Below are 18,834 nucleotides of genomic sequence, written 5' to 3'. Positions count from 1 at the left end.
ATTATTTAAGTGTTGCTAAGTATGCAGCAGCTGCTTCAGCTTCTTCACCTTTAACAATTCCTGCTGGCATTCCGCCTTGTCCATTTAATATAACATTAAGAATTTCATCTTGTGATAAACGAGATCCAACATTATTTAACGCTGGGAAATTACCCATACCTTCTAAGTTTTGACCATGGCAGGAAATACAAGCTTTTTGAACAACTTCTTGACCATGAGCTACAGCACCTTCGTTTGCAGTTTCAGTATCTGTTGCAGCTTCGTCATTTGTTGTTGTTTCATCAGTTGTACCTGCATCACCGTTGTTGTCGCCTTCAGTATTTTCTGTTGCACCCTGGTTATCAGTTGCATTATTGTCAGTTGTTGCTTCATCTCCGCCCCCACATGCAGCTAAGAAAATCGCTGAACCAAATATTAAGGCAAGCAATGCTTTTTTCATTAGATTTCCCTCCAATTATATTTTTTTCCTACTAAACCATTATAAGGTAGATTTTTTCCTTAATGTAACCGTTTTCTCCCATTTCATAAATCTTTACTAATTCTGACAAAACTTAGACAAAGTTTTCATAAAGATAAATGAACAAAGGAATTAAAGGGATAAGTAAGGAATACATCCGTAGTGAGTTACTTTATTTTTCGTTGAAAATGAACTATTTATTCATAAAAAATTGTTTTCTCAACAATAATATTTATACACAATTAAATACAAATTTAAACAAAGTATCGTTGCAATCCATTACGAAAAAAACGAAAGGCCAAGTTAAAGGCGAATAAACCCCAAAAAACAGCACCTCACTAAAGTTAGCGAAGTGCCGTTTTAATTGCCCAATAGCAATTTATTGCTGATTAAGTTAACCTTTTCGTACCTTTAACGCACTGAATATTGCTGGTATAACGGAGATGAAGATAATTAATAATATAACAACAGAGAAATTCTCTTTAATAATCGGAATATTACCAAAGAAATAGCCGGCTAAAGTACAAATCATTACCCATATTACTGCACCGATTACATTATAAATAAGGAAATATTTATAATTCATCCGACTAGCACCCGCCACAAACGGGATAAACGTTCGAATAAAGGGCATGAATCTAGCGATGACAATCGTCTTTCCACCGTGTTTATTAAAGAAGCGTTGTGCAGCAATCATTTTTTCTTCATTGATAAAGCGACCAATTAATGTATTTGGTTTAATCGCTAAGCCAACCTTTTGTCCAATATGGTAATTGACAGTGTCTCCAAGAATAGCTGCAGCTATAAACCCAACAAGTAAAACAGGTAAACTAAAGGCACCTAATGCTGCAAGCGTACCACTTGCGAAAAGAAGTGAATCCCCAGGCAGAAACGGCATAATGACGACCCCTGTCTCTACAAAGACGATCGAGAATATAATACCATAGGCCCATCCTCCAAATTGTTGAATAATCTCAACAAGATGTTCGTCAATATGTAGAATAAAGTCAATCAACCCTTGAATTAATGACATAACTAAACTCTCTTTCAGTAAATTTTCTCTATTAATTTATTGCAATCAATTTCGACTTGTCGATTGCTCAATAAATTAAATATATTTCTCAAACCATTGAACAATTTGATTTAAACGTTCAATTCGTAAGTTTGGTGTACCAGTTCGTGATAAATTATGATTATTATCAGGGAAACGAACAAACTCTACTTGTTTATTCATTGATTTTAAAGTGATATAAAGTTGTTCAGCTTGTTCAATAGGACAGCGGAAGTCTTTCTCACTGTGTAAAATTAATAGCGGTGTTTCAATGTTTTTTGCATATTTTAATGGCGAATGGTTCCAAAGTTTTTCAGGGTCTTGCATGTCAGCTCCAATTTGCCAGTCAGTAAAGTAATAGCCAATATCTGAAACACCGAAGAAACTAATCCAGTTTGAAATACTACGTTGTGTCACAGCAGCTTTAAAGCGATTTGTATGACCAACAATCCAGTTCGTCATAAATCCACCATAACTACCACCAGTAACACCTAAGCGTTCCGTATCAATCCAATCATTCTGGCTAATTGCATAATCTAATCCAGCCATAATATCTGTATAATCGCCACCACCATAATCACCGCGCACTGCATCAACAAAGGCTTGACTATAACCATGGCTACCACGTGGATTTACATAAAGTACCCCATAGCCTTTTGCAGCTAGTAATTGTAACTCATGGAAGAATGAATTTGCATACATCGTATGCGGGCCACCATGTATTTCAACGATTAAAGGATATTTCTTCCCTTCTTCGAACCCAGCTGGCTTCATTAACCAACCATAGACAGTGTTACCGTCTGAAACTTCATAAGAAATATCTGATGGTTGAACAAGCTCAACTTCTTTTAAGAACTCTTCATTAAAATGAGTTAGTTGCTTTCTTTCACCAGCAGCAATTTCATAATTGAATAATTCACCAGGGAACGTAGGATTAGAAACTGCAATCAGTGCAAACTTCCCATCTTTAGTAACGGCATAATCATAAATATGTTCCCCTTCTGGTGAAGCAGGATAGATCGCACCATCTAAAGTCGCATAATACAAACGAACATCACCCATTGTAGAAAGCTGGAAGTATAATTCATTTGCTGCAGTCCAAACGACAGCTGGAGAAGAAATTCCTTGTTGCGTATCAGCTACTGCATAATCCCCAACAGGACTATCAATACCATCAGTTAATGAAACTGTCGTTTTCCCTTCAACATCATAAATGTAAATATTCCCATGAGTCGCATTTTTATAGCTATGGTCGCTTCCAGCATACGCTATGTATTTGCCATCAAACGAAAATGCCGCTCCACCATAATATCCATTTTGGTCGACAATCGTAGTCTCTTCTTTTGTTTCTACGTCTATTAATAGTAACGGAGATTTGAAAACATAATCTAAATTGTCAGCACGATTTACCCCAACAACTAACTTTTTGCCATCCGGTGAGATAGCTTGTAATGAATGCTGGTATTCACCCGTTGTAAATTGGTCAATTGATTCATCGTTTAAGTTTAGTACAGCAATTTGAGAATAAGAGTCTTGTGGAACTAACCCTGCCCCATCAATGCCATCCATTTTGTATTTCATTCCATCAACTACATATGCTTTTGGCAATGGCTTGTCTTCTTTTTCAACTTTATCTGTGAAAGTTTTACCACTCTTAATTTTACTTGAGATCCAAATTTTTCCGTTTGATGGATCCCATAAAAATGAATTAACTCCGGAATCCAAAGTCGTAACTTTTTTTGCTTCCCCACCATTTTTATTGATGATGTATAATTGATTTTTTTCGTCACGATTTGAAAGAAATGCCACTGATTGTCCATCTGGAGACCAGTTCGGAGAAGAAATTCTTTCTTTTCCGTAAGTCCATTGTGATATGGTACCAGTCGCTAATTGTATATGAAATAAATGAGCGTAATATTTATTATCTTTCTCGTCTATTTCTGTTCGAATAAATACAGCCTCTTCCCCGTTTGGAGAAATTTGAGGATTTGAAACTGAATTGATTTTAAATAAATCTTCTGCGCCTAACTTTCTTTTCATCCACCATACCACCTTTGTCAGTTAATACTAATATTTTATCATTCTATTAAATTGTTTTTTAGTAAAAGTTAGAAAAAATGAATAATTAAAGCTGGCAATAGTGTTGTCCTTGGTAGAAGGTATACATTGACGATCTAATATCTAACAATATCTATTTCCTGCATCAATTTTTATTAAAATATGGCTCTAATATATAGCAATAAAGGAACTGTTGAGACAGGAATTTTTCGTGAAACGTCTTTTATCTGGCTTCTAAAGGACAAATGAATTAAGAAATCCAAGTGAAATGTCCTTTATAACACCTCTAAAGGACAAAACGATAATCTAATCTATCAGAAATGTCTTTTATCTGGCTTCTAAAGGACAAATGAATTAAGAAATCCAAGGGAAATGTCTTTTATAACACCTCTAAAGGACAAAACGATCATCTAATCTATCAGAAACGTCTTTTATCTGGCTTCTAAAGGACAAATGAATTAAGAAATCCAAGGGAAATGTCTTTTATAACACCTCTAAAAGACAAAACAATAATCTAATCTATCAGAAACGTCTTTTATCTGGCTTCTAAAGGACAAATGAATTAAGAAATCCAAGTGAAATGTCTTTTATAACACCTCTAAAAGACAAAACAATAATCTAATCTATCAGAAACGTCTTTTATCTGGCTTCTAAAGGACAAATGAATAAAATATCCCCTTTAAATGTCTTATATAAAGCCTTTCAAGGACAATTTGAAAAAGAATTCTTCTTAAAATTTCCTTTATAAGTCTTTTAAAGCCATAATAATATAGTAATTAATGTAAAACCCTTTTGAATCACTATGCAATATCTATCATAAAATGCTGAGGAACTTCTCCAAAAACCATTCTTGATTACTTATTCACTTGTAGATTTCGACGCAACACTTTCCCCGTTGAATTTTTCGGTAAACTATCCACAATTCTAAATTCAGATGGAGCTTTGTACTTAGCCAGATGCCCTGAACAAAACTGTACTAGCTCATCTTCACTTGCCTCACGATCATTCAATACAACAAACGCACAAACTGCTTCACCGAAGTTCTCATCAGGTATGCCAACTACTACGGCTTCTTTAACAGACGGATGTTGGTAGAGTACTTCCTCTACTTCCCGTGGATATACTTTATAGCCGCCGACAATAATCATGTCTTTCTTCCGATCCACGATGTAAAAATAACCTTCTTCATCCCTCTTCGCTAAATCGCCAGTATACAACCACCCATCACGTAGCGCATCCTTTGTCGCTTCACTGTTTTTATAGTAGCCCTTCATCACATTCGGTCCACGAATAATTAGCTCCCCAACTTCATTTGGAGGCAGTTCATTACCTTGATCATCGACGACTTTATTTTCAACATTTGTAATGGACATACCGATGGAACCGACTTTTCTATCCCTATCTTGGGGATTAAAACAAGTTACCGGTGATGCTTCAGACAAACCATAGCCCTCTGAAATCGGCACTCCAAACTTTCCTTCAAAATTATGTAGAACTTGTGCAGGTAGTGGTGCCCCGCCTGAAATGGCTAGTCGCAATGTTGCAAAATCTTCAGCTACTCCTGACTCGTATTGATATAAGAAATTGTACATGGTAGGCACTCCAGCAAAAACACTTGCCCTCTGCTCTCTCGCCAACTCTAATATCTCCCCCGGACTAAAGCGAGGTGCGATTAATACTGTAGAACCAACAAACAATGGTGCATTCGCAACAACTGTAAGAGCAAACACATGGAATAATGGCAATGTGGCAATTACACGGTCTTCGGCTGTATACCCCATAAAATAAGCAACATCCCGCGCATTTGCATATAAATTACTGTAGGACAATTCCGCCCCCTTTGGATGGCCTGTCGTTCCAGATGTATATAAAATGATTGCCGTATCTTCTACATTTATCTCCAAAGGTTCTACTTGTTGTTCAGCTTCATCAACCAAAGTAGAGAAAAGCTTCAATTTACTCTTCAATTCATGTGAAATGGAGTCGTAGGCACCATTGCCATTCCCTGTCTCACAAACGATAAACTTGTCGACCTTGGGAAATAGCGATTTCCCTTCATCTAATAAAGGAAGTAACGAATCAAGTGCAATGACCACGTTCACATCGCCATTTTTAAAAATATAAGCTACTTCATCTAAAGAAAATATTGGATTTACTGGAACTGCAGTTGCTCCAATTCGCATACAAGCATAAAGGGATAGTAAAAATTCTGGTGAATTTCCTAATAAAAAGGCGACATGATCGCCCTTCCCAATCCCCATTTCCTTCAACGCAAAGCTAAGTTTCCCTACCTTTTCATCAAACTCTGCATAGCTTGTATCTTGTCCTAAATAATGATAGGCCGTTTTTTCTGGTTCGTTTTTTGCAATTTCTCGTACATGTTCTACTAAATTCAAAATTCAAATCCCCCTACAAACTTTCTAATCTCTTACGTGTGTGATAAAGCGCCATCTGATGAGATAGAAATAGATTACTTCGATAATCATTAAAAATACAAAAGCAAATACTAATTCTTTTACGATTGAAATATTCGCAAAATGCCTTAATAAGTTTTGCAAAGCTAAAAAGGCAAAGAAACTATGGAGTAGTGCCACTCCTAAAGGTATGAAAAATTGAGGAACTAAATAAGCATTCACTAACCTTTTCAATTCGTTATCAGTTAACCCCATTCTTTTCAGAACATCAAATTTCTTCTTTTCTAATTCCAGACTTGTATGCAATTTAAAGTAAATAAAACTACCCGCCGCGAGTAAAAATACCGCAGCTACTAAAAGCCCTACAAGCGTAAACAGTGAATAAGTAGACAGTATAAAAGAATACTTTAAACCTGTGTTTTCAAAATAATATGGTAAAGAATAATGATCTTTTAAATATTCATGAGAAACTCGGTTATAAATTGCTACACCAACATCTTTTGTTTCAATCCATTGAGGGATATCAAAAGTAAATAAATGATACCCAGGCTCTACATCAGGTGATGCTTGATATGGGTTTGTTAAGCGAATAAAATCCTCATCACTAACAATAATAGAGTTTAAACTAATAATTGAACTTGGGAAAATTAGCTTTGGATAAACTTTATCAATTTTAATTTCCACACCATTTTCCATCAAGACAGTTTTCACTGATAAGTTGGAGAGTTGTTTAATGGATTCTTCTGAATAAGGAATAAACATTGCCTCGCCGGGACTCAATCTAACAAAAGGATACCCATAAGAAAACAGTAAACTATTTATATCTGATTCGCTGAATACTTCCACTTCATATTGAGTGTAGGATGAAGTCTGTTTCTTCACTTCAAAACTCGCCATATGATATGAAAGTCCTTTATTTTCTAGTTCTCTCATAATCGAAGTAATATGACTATATTCATACGGATTATCTGTATGGCCTTTATATATAAGGCCAAGGGGATTCATCTTATCATACTGGGATGTGTAAGATGACAGAGCCGCAAGTAATCCGACACATAAAAAGGCAAGGGCTGTTACCATCGTTACAACAAAAAACATTTTAGAATTACTTTTCATAATCATTGACTGTTCAGCAATAGATAACATGCGATACTTTTTCCAATATACATGCTTCTTACTTCTAATTTTCTCTAATATGAATTGAGTTGTATCTGTAAAAAACAAATAGGTTCCTATTGTTATAAGAATAATGGTGATAATTCCAAAACTATATAACGTCATTCGGGAAGTTAGTAACGCTAAAATATAACCAGTACCAATAAAAACAAAGCCAAGAAGTGCTTTAGGTAACGAATAAATGTGATGTGTATTGAAATCAGAATACCCTTTAAATAGGTCGATTAGATTTTTCTCAGGTGTCGCATAAACACTTAATATTGAAATTAAAATAAATGCGCTTAAGTAGACAGTAATCGTTAATACAAACGGTTCCCAAGAAATATAAAGGGGTAATTCATCTAGCATAAGAATTTCTCTAACGATCATGAAAAAGAACCGAGAAAAGGCAAAGCCAAATAAAATCCCCACGACAATTGAAACAGTTCCAATTAGGAATGTTTCTAAAAAAATCAGTTTACTTAACTGTTTCTTTTCCATTCCTAAATGAAGTAAAATCGCAAACTCTTTAGAACGTGCTTCTAGAAAAGCTTTCATAGAATAAAAAATAAAAAACCAAGAAAACAAAACTAATATTATTTCTGCTACAATCATGCCAAGAATAGAGACATTTCCTAAAAAACCGTTCTCAATATCAGGGTGGAACATTAACATTGAATAGATGAAAAAGACAAAAACTGAAAATAAGCTAGCTAGGAAAAATGCGCCATAAATCCGTGCATTTCGAACGACGTTATGGTAAGCGAATTGATGAAAGGTCACCTACATTTCCCCCTCCTAATAAGCTTAGAACATTTAATATTCGTTGGAAGAAAGTTTGTCTGCGATCATCTTTATAAATTTCATTGAAAAATTCACCGTCCTTAATAAATAAAACTCGGTTACAGTAGCTCGCAGCAATTGGGTCATGAGTTACCATTATAATCGTTGCGCACTTTTCCCTATTAATCGAACTTAACAATTCTAATACTTCACGGGAGTTATTCGAATCCAAGTTACCAGTAGGTTCATCTGCTAATATAACAGTTGGCTCATGGATTAAAGCTCTAGCAATTGCTGTACGTTGCGCTTGTCCACCTGATATTTCATTTGGTTTTTTCTGAAGAAAAGAAGTTAAATCCAATTTTTCAGCTAATTCTGCAAGTCGTTCTTCCATAAGGGATACTGGTTTTCCATCTAAGGTTAATGGAAGGACAATGTTTTCTTCGACTGTTAACATTGGCAGCAAATTAAAATCCTGAAACACAAAACCTAATTCTCTTCTTCTAAATAATGCAAGTTCATGTTTATTTAGTTTTGACGGCATAATTTCGTTGACGATAATTTCTCCAGATGTTGGTTTATCAATCGTCGAAATTAAATTTAGTAATGTAGTTTTTCCACTTCCCGAAGGTCCCATAATCGCTAAAAACTCGCCTCGCATAACCTCAAAACTTAGTTGGTTAATTGCACGATGAGTTACTTTTCCTTCGTATACTTTTGTTACATCTTTAATTCGCAAAATAGTCATAGCAAAGTTGGCTCCTTCTTACGCTCGTCTGATTTTCATAGTTAGATAAAATTGCCCCAGCGTATTCGATTACTGAATGAAGTTAAAACGTTAATGTAATTGTCGTACCTGAATTTACTCCCGATTCAATCGTTAATTTATGACCAAGCTTCATACAGATTTCATTTGCTAAATAGAGCCCCATTCCTGTTGACTCTCCAGTTTTTCTTCCATTTTCCCCTGTGAAAAAGGCTTTTGTAACCCGTGTTAAATCTGATTTAGGTATCCCAATTCCTTCATCCTTAATATGTAACAGTATCGTTCCATCAGATGCTTCTGTTGAAATAATAATTTTTTTATTCGGCTCAAATGTATATTTGACTGCATTTGTTATGAATTGACTAATAGCAAACTTTAACCATTTTGAATCACTTGCAACCGTTAAATCTTCATCAATATGAATGACTGGAAATACTTTATTCGTAATAAATAAACGTTTTAATTCATTAATCGTTTCCGTAACAATTGCTTTTAAATTGACACGTTCAATTTGCATATCTTCTTCAAACCGTTCAATTCTTGCGTTCACAAGGACCATTTCTAATCCTCGTCTAAGGCGGTCTACTTCCTCTTGTACATTTTTCTTATCAAGTGGGCCTTCGTTTTGAAGAAGTAGTTCCAGAACAGATATTGGTGTTTTCATTTGGTGAATCCATTGATTTAGAAACTTTTCTTGTCGACTTTTTTGTTCATATAATGCTTGTACTTCCATTTGATAGACGTGATACAGTTCGTGCATATATTGCTCTGTTTGGATGTATTCTGGTGTTTTTGCATTTTTTTGGAGTGCATCTTCCATCGTTTTTGGTAGTTGAGTAATTTTGTTCAAATAACTTGTTCTGGCAAAATACCTAATTAATAGGAATGATACCAATAAGATTAAACTAATAATAATTGAATAAATGGCAGTATTTAAATTTCGGAAGCCATCCAACCAATATAATGACAAAATAAAAACAACTACTAACAACTCAAAAACAAAAAACGGGATGTGTTCCCTTATAAATAATCGTAATCCCATTACATTTCCTCCGCACTAAGTACAAAACGGTAGCCTGCACCACGGACTGTTTCTATAACAGATGTAACACCGTACTCAGATAGTTTTTTACGCACCCGCGTCATATTAACATTTAACGTGTTTTCATCGACAAATGCTTGATCGTCCCAAAGTTCCTCAAGTAAATGTTCACGGGAAACAACTTTTGGTGATTGACTCATTAATAATTCTAAAATGATACACTCTTTTTTCTGTAACGGTATGTCTACTTCTCTAATATTCAGTTCCATTCTTTCAAGATATAGAGTAAGTTGTCCTAATTTAATCGTTCGCTCTTCCAAACGTGCCGAATACTCCCCGTAGGTTCTTCTAAGGTGACTTTTAATTTTCGCAAGTACAATTTCATAGTTAAATGGTTTTGTGATGAAATCATCACCGCCATTTTCAAGGGCAAAAATCTGGTCCATTTCTCCTGACCTTGCTGATATGAATATGATTGGGCATGTTGTATGCTGTCTCAATTGTCGGCACCAATAATACCCATCATAGGATGGTAAATTTATATCTAATAAGACAATGTGCGGAGCAAAGTCTAAACACTCTTCTATAATTTCCTCAAAATTTTCAACGGTTTTTACATGATATTGATATTTCATTAATTTTTCAGCAAGCAATGTTGCAATTTTTATATCATCTTCAACAATGAAAATACGATGGTTTTCCATACGTTGATGTACCCCTTCTCAATTTAAATGATTTTGTATCCAACTTTATTGTAAACGTTATTTATAGTGTTTCCAAACGTTTATACCTTACGTTTTTGTTACGAAATGAATACTGAAGTTGCCTTCTTGAATATACACCTGTTGTACGGCTTCAACCCATTAAAACTTTTGTCAAAATAATTGAAAGATTATTTAAAATTTTCCTAAATTGCTTATTGACGAATCGCATCTGTTATAATACAATAAGAAACAACAAGAGGTTATATATAACAGATAGGCGGAAGGGGGTACATTTCAAATGTTAGAAAACGTTGTTGAGTTTTTCAAAAACTTACCTGACAAAGTATGTGTTCAATGTGGAGATAAAATTGACGAGCAATGTGAATGCTACAATAACACTTGCGAAAAATGTGACTCCCTTTAATTAGGATAGAAATATATAAATTTTGAATAAATTTGCTGCTTACACTAATAAATGAACCATGAATCTATAATTAAATTTCTTAACACAAAAAACCTCAAAGCCCGCTCAAGCTTTGAGGTTTCTTTTTGGTTTAAAAAAGGTTGGATTTCTTAAAATCTAGTAATTTTTGATGAACATTGGCCTCTTATGGACAAAACTACCCAAAAGTCCGGGCGAAACACCCTATTCATTAATGTCCATGTTCAGATTCGTCATCATCTGTACCATGCTCACCATGGTCCTCACCTGTATCAGATGATCCATGGTCACCATGATCTTCCATATCCATTGAATCAGTACTATCATCAGGTAACACATTTTCCATATCAGGATACCCAGCTACAATCTGTTGTTTTGGCATTACATGCATTCCATTGGAAGCTGTTGTATGTGCATACATATAATAAACACCATCGTGATCAAAAGTAATTTCTGCTTTATACACACCTTCAGCTTCTAATGTACCATCAATCATTTGCCCGCTATTACGTAAACCAGATTCCCAAACTTCAAATTTCACCGAAGCATCATCTAAATTTTGATTATTTTGGTGAACATGTGCTGCTAGTTCTACAGGTACATTCACATCTACTTGTTCTGGTGTTAATATATCAACTTTTACTTCTAATGCTGATATATCAATTGGTTCGGTAACTGGTTCAGCTTGTTCATCCGAACATCCTACCAATAATAATGGTACTGCTACAAAACTAAATAACCACTTTTTCATTTATTGTTCCTCCAGTAAAGGTATATTAATTGATACAGTTGTTTATATCCATCGAGTTCTCTATTAACAAAATCTTGTACAGTTGATAACTAGAAGACTCCGCGCTATGGTTTTACCGATTCCATTGTTAATAATCCCAATAATAGCTTGTCCTCACAACACTCTTGTTAGTACGCACATAAATGCTTTTCGATAGATTTTCGGATTGAAATTTCATCCAATTACTTCACTTTGTTCCACATCTCTTAACTTAATCTTACTTCAAATTTGTAAGTTAAAATGAAGTAAAATCGACAAGTTTTTTACAAAAATGTTTCTATGAATTATTTAATAGTTGAAAAAAACGTAAACAAAGTTAGCAATATAACTTTGTCTACGTTTATTGAACAAGAATTATTGAACCTGTTTTTCAAACATATTTTCTAACATTTCAAGCGCAACGTTTTTTCCTTGGAAAACACAATCCGGTATACTAATGCCTTCGTAAGAGCTTCCAACGAGATGAATATTAGGAAATTGTTCATATAGACTATTTTTCACTTGCTGCATGCGCTCATCATGTCCAACTGTATACTGTGGCATTGCTTCCTTCCAACGAGACACGACCGTAAATTCAGGAGATCCTTCAATACCAATCGACTTTCTCAAATCATTTAGGACAGTATTTTCAATAGCTGTGTCGGATAATTCAACAATTGCTTCATCGCCAACGCGACCAATATAGACACGGAACAAATCATAACCTTCAGGCACAACGTTGTTCCATTTATGGTTACACCAAGTACACGTTGTAATGGCATAATCACTATTTCTAGAAACGAAAAATGTCATTGCGTTATGTTTATCTGTCTTTTGTTGATCCTTTTTGAAAGCCATTGTAACAGTTGCAATTGTTGCGTAGTTCATGTTTGGCATTTCATTCATTAGATGTACTTCGCTCAAAATATCTTTAGCTACATTAAACGGCGTAGTTAATATTACTGAATCACATTTAATAGGTGACATATTGTTCAATATAATCTTGAGTTTTTCTTCTTCTTTTTCGATTTTCTCAACTTTAACACCTTTTAGTACGTTCTTTGACTCTAGTTTCTTCTCAAGAGTCTCTATCAACGTTTCAAGTCCATTATGGAATGATTGATAAGATCCAACCATTTGATTACTAATAGTTGGTTTTGCTTTTCGCATCCCTAAAATTAGACTACGATGTTTTTTTTCAAGTTGGGAAAATTGCGGAAACATCGACTGCAAACTTAAGTGGTCAATATCACCTGCAAAGGTTCCTGCAAGTAATGGCTCCACAAGGTTCTCTACCACTTCCTTACCAAACCGCCGACGGAAGAAGTCGCCAATTGGTTCATCATCCTCCGTACTTTTCGGCAATAATATGTCACCTGCAGCACGAAGTTTACCAGCAAGGGAAATGATTCCAGATGTGATGAAGGTGGAGACTTCAAGCGGGCCACCAAACATAAAGTTTGTCGGAATTGGATATAACTCATTACCAACTGCTACGAAGGTTTTTCCTTCGTTGTTACATACCATTTGATCTTCTATATTTAAATCACGAGCTAAATTACGCACACTGTTTGAGTGATCTATAAAAGACTCTGGCCCTCTTTCAATGATAAAACCATCTCTTCTTAAAGTTTGAATTTTCCCACCTAATCGTAAAGATGATTCTATTAAAATAATATCAAGAGGGAGATTGTGCTCATCAGCCATTTTTTGCATATAGAACGCTGCCGTTAAGCCAGTGATTCCACCGCCTATTATGGCAACCTTTTTTCTCCTTAAAGTCACCTTTATCACACTTCCTGAATTAGTTACCTAATCTCTTGTAAATTGCATCGACCATTGCATCAATGAACAATGGATGTACATTTGGCATTGGTGGACGGTGATAATTAGCACCTAATTCATCACAGACCACTTTACATTCATAATCATTATCATACAAAACTTCTAAATGTTCTGTTACAAAGCCAACCGGTATATAAACAAAGGAACGATATCCTTTTGTTTCATAAAGTTCACGCGTTAAATCTTGAACATCTGGTCCTAACCATGGTTCTGGTGTTTGACCTGCTGATTGCCAGCCTACTTCTACATTTTTCACACCAGTAGCTTCTTGGATTAAACGAGCTGTTTCGATTAACTGATCTTCATATGGATCCCCAGCTAATTTAATTTTCTCTGGTAGTGAGTGGTTTGAAACGATTAAGCAAGCTTTTTCACGTTCTTCCTCATCCATTTCAGCAAACGTTGCATTCACCGCTTGTTTCCAATACTCGATAAATTTAGGCTCATCGTACCAAGCTTCTACTGAAGTAAGTTTTAACGAACTACCTAATTTTTCGATTGTTTCTTGTGCACGACCGTTGTATGTCTTAATCGAGAACGTAGAGAAGTGTGGCGCAAGAACGATTGAAACAGCTTCTTCAATTCCTTCATTTACCATTGCTTCTACAGCATCTTCAATAAATGGCTCGATATGTTTCAAACCGATAAATAATTTATATTCAACTTCGTCTTGAATTTCATTTAGACGATTCACTAGTGTTTCAGCTTGTTTTTGTGTCATTTTTGCAAGAGGTGAAATTCCACCAATTGCCTTATATCTGCTTTTTAAATCTTCTAAATGCTCTTCAGACGGTTTTCGTCCATGACGGATATGTGTGTAATATCTTTCAATATCTTCTTCTTTATATGGTGTTCCATATGCCATTACTAGTAATCCACGAATTGGTTTCATGATTTTCACCTCTATTAAATTATTGCCCTATTTGTGCAATTCTTTCTCTACTATAGTCATGAATGAATGCTGTTAATCGTTTTAATACTGCTGGGTCCACTTCTGGGAATACACCGTGTCCTAAGTTAAAGATATGTCCAGGTACTTCTATCCCTTGATCGATAATCTCTTTTGCACGTTGTTCAATTACTGACCAATTTGCTAGTAAAAGTGTTGGATCAAGGTTTCCTTGAACTGCCTTAGTTACTCCAAGTTCACGTGCTCTTCTGATCGGTAAACGCCAATCTAAACCAACTACATCTATATCTAAATCGTTCCATTCATTTACTAAATGACTTGCTCCAACGCCAAATAGAATTAAGGGTACATTTTCTTTTTGAAGCTCTGCAAAAATTCTCGTCATTACCGGCTTGATAAATACACGGTAATCCTCAATATTTAGTGCTCCTACCCAAGAATCAAAAATTTGTACCGCTTTTGCACCTGCTTCAACTTGAGCAGAAATATCAGCGATGATCATATCCGCAAGTTTGTCCATTAATGCAAACCATGCAACTGGTTCAGACACCATTAATGATTTTGTTTTCGCATAGTTTTTCGAAGGTCCCCCTTCAATCATATAACTTGCTAATGTAAATGGTGCACCAGCAAAACCGATTAGTGGTACGTTTAATTGTTCCTCTGTCAACAATTTAATCGTTTCTAATACAAATGGTGTATGCGCTTTCGCATTAAACTCACCTAATTTTTCAATATCACTTACTGTACGAATTGGGTTTGAAATAACTGGTCCAACACCAGCCTTAATTTTCACATCAATACCTATTCCCGGTAGTGGAGTTACAATATCTTTATATAAAATTGCTCCGTCAACATTATAGTTTTCAACTGGTAAACGAGTTACATATGCACATAATTCAGGCTGTTGAGTAATTTCTTCTAAAGAATACTTTTCTTTAATCGCTCTGTATTCTGGTTGCGAACGACCTGCTTGTCTCATGTACCATACCGGTGTATACTCTGTTCTTTCCCCTTTTGCAGCACGCAGTAGTGTATCATTAATTACTCTCATTTTAATCTGTACCTGCCCCTCAAATTATTCGTTAATTTTATTACAAAATATGATTTTGTAATATTTTTTTACATACGATTAATACTTAATCTATAAACTTTACTAATGCTATCCGTTTTCAAATATAAACTTTTCTTATTATATTGTATAGTTTAATCAAGCAATTGTCATAAATTTGTCCTCCTCCATCGGTTTACCCAATCACTTTCTTTGACATTAATCTATCTCTTTGCATTAAATGAAATTAACAGAATTTAAAAGGGGAGGGTGTTTTTATGTATGTTTATTTAACTTTTGGTACACCTGATTTTATGGAGAAAGTATTGAAGAAGCACGATAAGGAAAATATGTTTATTTTATATGGAACAGATAGTACAGTGCTTTTACACGAAACAGAACGAAAAACGGTTTTTGCTTCCCCACGTAAGTTTGAAGTTATTGATTCAGTCAATCAAATTGAGCAAAAAGGTTTTTTTGTATTTAACAATATCCCCGTTGATGATGAGGGAAGACCAATATTTGAACAACGTTTTTTAAGCCGCTCACGAGAGATTGAAAAAATGCCTGGTTTTGTAGCATATCGATTATTGAGACCTATTAAATCTGAAATGTATATCGTTTTAACTCAGTGGGAAAGTAAACAAGCTTTTGACAACTGGAAAGAATCAAACGCTTTTGCGAAAGCACACTCAAAACCAACACCTGAACTCGGTGTAAAAAAACAAAATATATTCAATGCTGCAAGCTATATTTCTACGTATTCTGGAAAACTCCCTGAAAAGAAATAAAACGGGATGGATTTGAAAGGTTGACTTTCAATCCATCCCGTCTTTTTAATTTCTAGATTTTGATACTCAATCCAATGCTATCACTTATCGCTTTTTGATAAACTCCTTTAGCAACAGCTAAGTCATAATAAGAAGCTCCAACCGATTTAAAAAACGTGATTTCTTCATCATTTTCACGCCCACTGATTTTCCCGCTTACTAAAGATTCTAATTCACCGTAAACATTGTCAAAGGACCAAATCCCTTTTTCCTCAGCGTTAATCAGTTCGCCTGCCTCATCTTTTGCGCCGTGCAAATCATCTACTACAATTTTCGAAGCTCTCGTAATTGTTGTTTGATCGATTTCATGCATATGTGGTAAATAAGAACCTACACCGATCACGTGTGTACCAGCTTTTAAATATTCCCCATTAAATACAGGTGTGTGTGACTTTGTGGCACAACAAACGATATCTGCTTTACTCACGGCATCATTTACTTCATTTGCAATCTCAATTTCCACATCCACCCCATAGTCTTTTAGCTTTTCAGCAAAGTTGTGTGCCTTTTCTATAGTTCTATTATATAGAATAATCTTTTCAATCTGGCGAACAGCTAATATTCCTATTGTTTGTTCAAACGCCATTCCACCTGTTCCAACTACAGTTAAAACAGAAGCACTCTTTCGAGATAGCGCATCTGTTGCTAAAGCCGTCATCGCACCTGTACGTAACCTCGTTAAATAGGATGCATTCATAACAGCCAAATGCTCTCCATTTTCCGTACTCGTTAAAATAATAATCCCTTGCGTCGTTGGCATTCCTTTTGAAGGATTGTCTGGAAAAATCGTTACAACCTTTACTGCTGCAACATTACTTTCTAAATCACTACTAGGCATATAAATCGAAGATGCGCTCTGTTCTGGGAATTCTAATACAGTTCGATGTGGTGATTGAACTTTTCCTTCTACTTTTGCTATTAAAGTATTGCGAACATCGCTAATCGCATCGTCCATCGTATAAAATTTCATAATTTCTTCTTGATTTAATAGTATCATTAGCTACACTCTCCGTTGTTTATACTTGCTACTAACCTGTTTATATAGTAGTAGTCTTTTCTCTCACCTTCACATCTTGGTTTGAATTTGTCTCTAAATCAGTAAATTCATCTAACTCCTGATTGCTCTTATCTTTGACAGAGAAAACTGCAATTAAAGAAATAACCGAAGTTAAAATAATATAAAACGCTACAGGAACGTAAGAATTATTAAATTGAACTAGTAAAGCCGTTGCTATTAATGGGGCTGTACCACCCGCTACTGCTGCCCCAATCTGATACCCTAATGACACTCCAGTATAACGAACTTTTGCATCAAAAATTTCAGAGAACATTGTCCCTAAAACAGCAGTAATTGGCGCCCATATAATTCCTAAACCTAAAACTGTTGCAATTAATAAAGTAGCAAATGTTTTTTGTTGCAATAACCAGAAGTACGGAAACGCGTATAGCAACATAGCAACGGTTCCGTAAATATACACTTTTTTACGACCAATTTTATCTGATAAGCCCCCCATAAATGGCATAAGGATCGTTGTAATAATTGTTGCTATCATAACTGACACAAGAACTTGTGTATTCGTGAATCCTAATTGATTCGTCCCATAAGAAACGATGAATGTACCGAAAATATAGAAAGGTGCTGTCTCAACTACTTTACCACCTACAGCAATTAATACTTCTTTCCATTGTGTTCTAAATATATCTACAAAAGGCAATCTAGCAGTTTCACCAGACTCTTGTACCCTTTTAAAGGATGGTGTTTCATCAATACCTTTACGAATCCAAAGTCCGAATACAACCAATAGTGCACTTGCAATAAACGGTATTCGCCATCCCCAATCAATAAAGGCTTGCGGGGAAACAACTGAGGAAATAAATGTTAATGCACCCGATCCAAGGAACATCCCAATAGTGACGCCCATTTGTGGAAAAGCACCATAAAATCCTCGTTTACTTTTCGGAGCATATTCAACAGCAAGTAAAACTGCACCGCCCCATTCTCCACCAATTCCAAGTCCTTGAATTAAACGTAATGTAATTAAAATAATAGGTGCAGCTACACCAATCGCTTGATACGTAGGAAGTAACCCCATTAAAACGGTTGCAACTCCCATAATTGTTAATGTGATAACAAGGGTTTTTTTACGACCGATTCTATCTCCCACGTAACCGAAAATTACTCCACCCAACGGACGAATGAAGAAAGCTAATGCAAATGATGCATATGCTAACATTAACCCTACCGTAGGATCTTCAGCAGCAAAGAACGCTTGGTTAAATACTAATGCTGCTACAGTTCCATATAGAAAATAGTCAAACCATTCAATGGAACTCCCTACTAAACTAGCAATCCAAACTCTCCGCATTTGATTTTTGCTCATCCAACATCCCCCTTATATTTAAGTAAGTAATTCAAGTGTTACTTAAATGAATGAGAATAAGATAATTTCACTTGCAACAATTTGAAGTAACACTTAGTCTACATTTCCAATTATTACATTTTTCCGAATATTCGGTCAACACCTCAAAAGTCACAACAATGCAAAATAAAATCCCA

At 35.2% G+C, this 18,834-nt stretch carries 16 protein-coding genes; 2 read left to right on the top strand and 14 right to left on the bottom strand.

Features of this window, described 5'->3' with window-relative positions; genetic code table 11:
* Position 1 precedes the first annotated feature (1 nt).
* The 8 genes from CRO45_RS10905 to CRO45_RS10870 form a co-directional block, all read right to left on the bottom strand.
* Positions 2-439: a c-type cytochrome gene (locus tag CRO45_RS10905; RefSeq protein ID WP_097149677.1), complete on the bottom strand. Its 438-nt coding sequence runs from the start codon at positions 437-439 to the stop codon at positions 2-4.
* Positions 440-851: 412 nt separating this feature from the next.
* A complete protein-coding gene (locus tag CRO45_RS10900; protein ID WP_097149676.1) occupies positions 852-1,490 on the bottom strand; it encodes a VTT domain-containing protein in 639 nt (212 codons plus the stop codon).
* 75 nt (positions 1,491-1,565) lie between these two features.
* Complete coding sequence (locus tag CRO45_RS10895; RefSeq protein WP_097149675.1) at positions 1,566-3,548, bottom strand: alpha/beta hydrolase family protein; 1,983 nt, start codon at positions 3,546-3,548, stop codon at positions 1,566-1,568.
* A gap of 872 nt (positions 3,549-4,420) precedes the next feature.
* The gene (locus tag CRO45_RS10890; protein ID WP_097149674.1) at positions 4,421-5,962 is read right to left on the bottom strand and encodes a long-chain-fatty-acid--CoA ligase; all 1,542 of its coding nucleotides are present in this window, start codon (positions 5,960-5,962) and stop codon (positions 4,421-4,423) included.
* A gap of 24 nt (positions 5,963-5,986) precedes the next feature.
* Entirely contained in the window at positions 5,987-7,918 is a 1,932-nt protein-coding gene (locus CRO45_RS10885; protein WP_097149673.1) for an FtsX-like permease family protein, read from the bottom strand.
* Complete coding sequence (locus CRO45_RS10880; RefSeq protein WP_097149672.1) at positions 7,890-8,666, bottom strand: ABC transporter ATP-binding protein; 777 nt, start codon at positions 8,664-8,666, stop codon at positions 7,890-7,892. The genes CRO45_RS10885 and CRO45_RS10880 overlap by 29 nt, the downstream gene beginning before the upstream one ends.
* An 82-nt stretch (positions 8,667-8,748) precedes the next feature.
* A complete protein-coding gene (locus tag CRO45_RS10875; RefSeq protein WP_097149671.1) occupies positions 8,749-9,726 on the bottom strand; it encodes a sensor histidine kinase in 978 nt (325 codons plus the stop codon).
* Positions 9,726-10,430 (bottom strand): response regulator transcription factor, encoded by a 705-nt coding sequence (locus CRO45_RS10870; protein WP_097149670.1) that lies wholly within the window; start codon positions 10,428-10,430, stop codon positions 9,726-9,728. Before CRO45_RS10870 ends, CRO45_RS10875 begins: the two co-directional genes overlap by 1 nt.
* 298 nt (positions 10,431-10,728) lie before the next feature.
* Here CRO45_RS10870 and yhfH point away from each other — a divergent pair, with 298 nt between their 5' ends.
* Entirely contained in the window at positions 10,729-10,854 is a 126-nt protein-coding gene (gene yhfH, locus CRO45_RS10865) for a protein YhfH (RefSeq protein ID WP_097149669.1), read from the top strand.
* 229 nt (positions 10,855-11,083) lie between these two features.
* On the opposite strand, the gene CRO45_RS10860 is transcribed toward yhfH, so the two are convergent.
* The 4 genes from CRO45_RS10860 to hemE form a co-directional block, all read right to left on the bottom strand.
* Complete coding sequence (locus tag CRO45_RS10860; protein WP_097149668.1) at positions 11,084-11,623, bottom strand: FixH family protein; 540 nt, start codon at positions 11,621-11,623, stop codon at positions 11,084-11,086.
* A gap of 393 nt (positions 11,624-12,016) precedes the next feature.
* Positions 12,017-13,426 carry a protoporphyrinogen oxidase gene (hemY, locus tag CRO45_RS10855; RefSeq protein WP_408057132.1) on the bottom strand — a complete coding sequence of 470 codons (1,410 nt, stop codon included), beginning with the start codon at positions 13,424-13,426 and terminating at the stop codon, positions 12,017-12,019.
* A gap of 19 nt (positions 13,427-13,445) precedes the next feature.
* Positions 13,446-14,378 (bottom strand): ferrochelatase, encoded by a 933-nt coding sequence (gene hemH / locus CRO45_RS10850; protein ID WP_097149666.1) that lies wholly within the window; start codon positions 14,376-14,378, stop codon positions 13,446-13,448.
* Positions 14,379-14,397: 19 nt separating this feature from the next.
* Complete coding sequence (gene hemE, locus CRO45_RS10845; RefSeq protein ID WP_097149665.1) at positions 14,398-15,450, bottom strand: uroporphyrinogen decarboxylase; 1,053 nt, start codon at positions 15,448-15,450, stop codon at positions 14,398-14,400.
* A gap of 275 nt (positions 15,451-15,725) precedes the next feature.
* Here hemE and CRO45_RS10840 point away from each other — a divergent pair, with 275 nt between their 5' ends.
* Positions 15,726-16,238 (top strand): antibiotic biosynthesis monooxygenase family protein, encoded by a 513-nt coding sequence (locus tag CRO45_RS10840; protein ID WP_097149664.1) that lies wholly within the window; start codon positions 15,726-15,728, stop codon positions 16,236-16,238.
* Positions 16,239-16,290: 52 nt separating this feature from the next.
* On the opposite strand, the gene CRO45_RS10835 is transcribed toward CRO45_RS10840, so the two are convergent.
* Complete coding sequence (locus CRO45_RS10835; RefSeq protein WP_097149663.1) at positions 16,291-17,274, bottom strand: ornithine cyclodeaminase family protein; 984 nt, start codon at positions 17,272-17,274, stop codon at positions 16,291-16,293.
* Between the two features lie 40 nt (positions 17,275-17,314).
* Positions 17,315-18,658, bottom strand: coding sequence for an MFS transporter (locus CRO45_RS10830; protein WP_097149662.1), 1,344 nt, complete (start codon positions 18,656-18,658; stop codon positions 17,315-17,317).
* Positions 18,659-18,834: the final 176 nt, after the last annotated feature.

The organism is Ureibacillus acetophenoni, from assembly GCF_900220965.1.
Classification (GTDB): domain Bacteria; phylum Bacillota; class Bacilli; order Bacillales_A; family Planococcaceae; genus Ureibacillus; species Ureibacillus acetophenoni.
The sequence above is the reverse complement of the archived record's forward strand: the minus strand, read 5'-3'. Positions and strand labels throughout refer to the sequence as shown.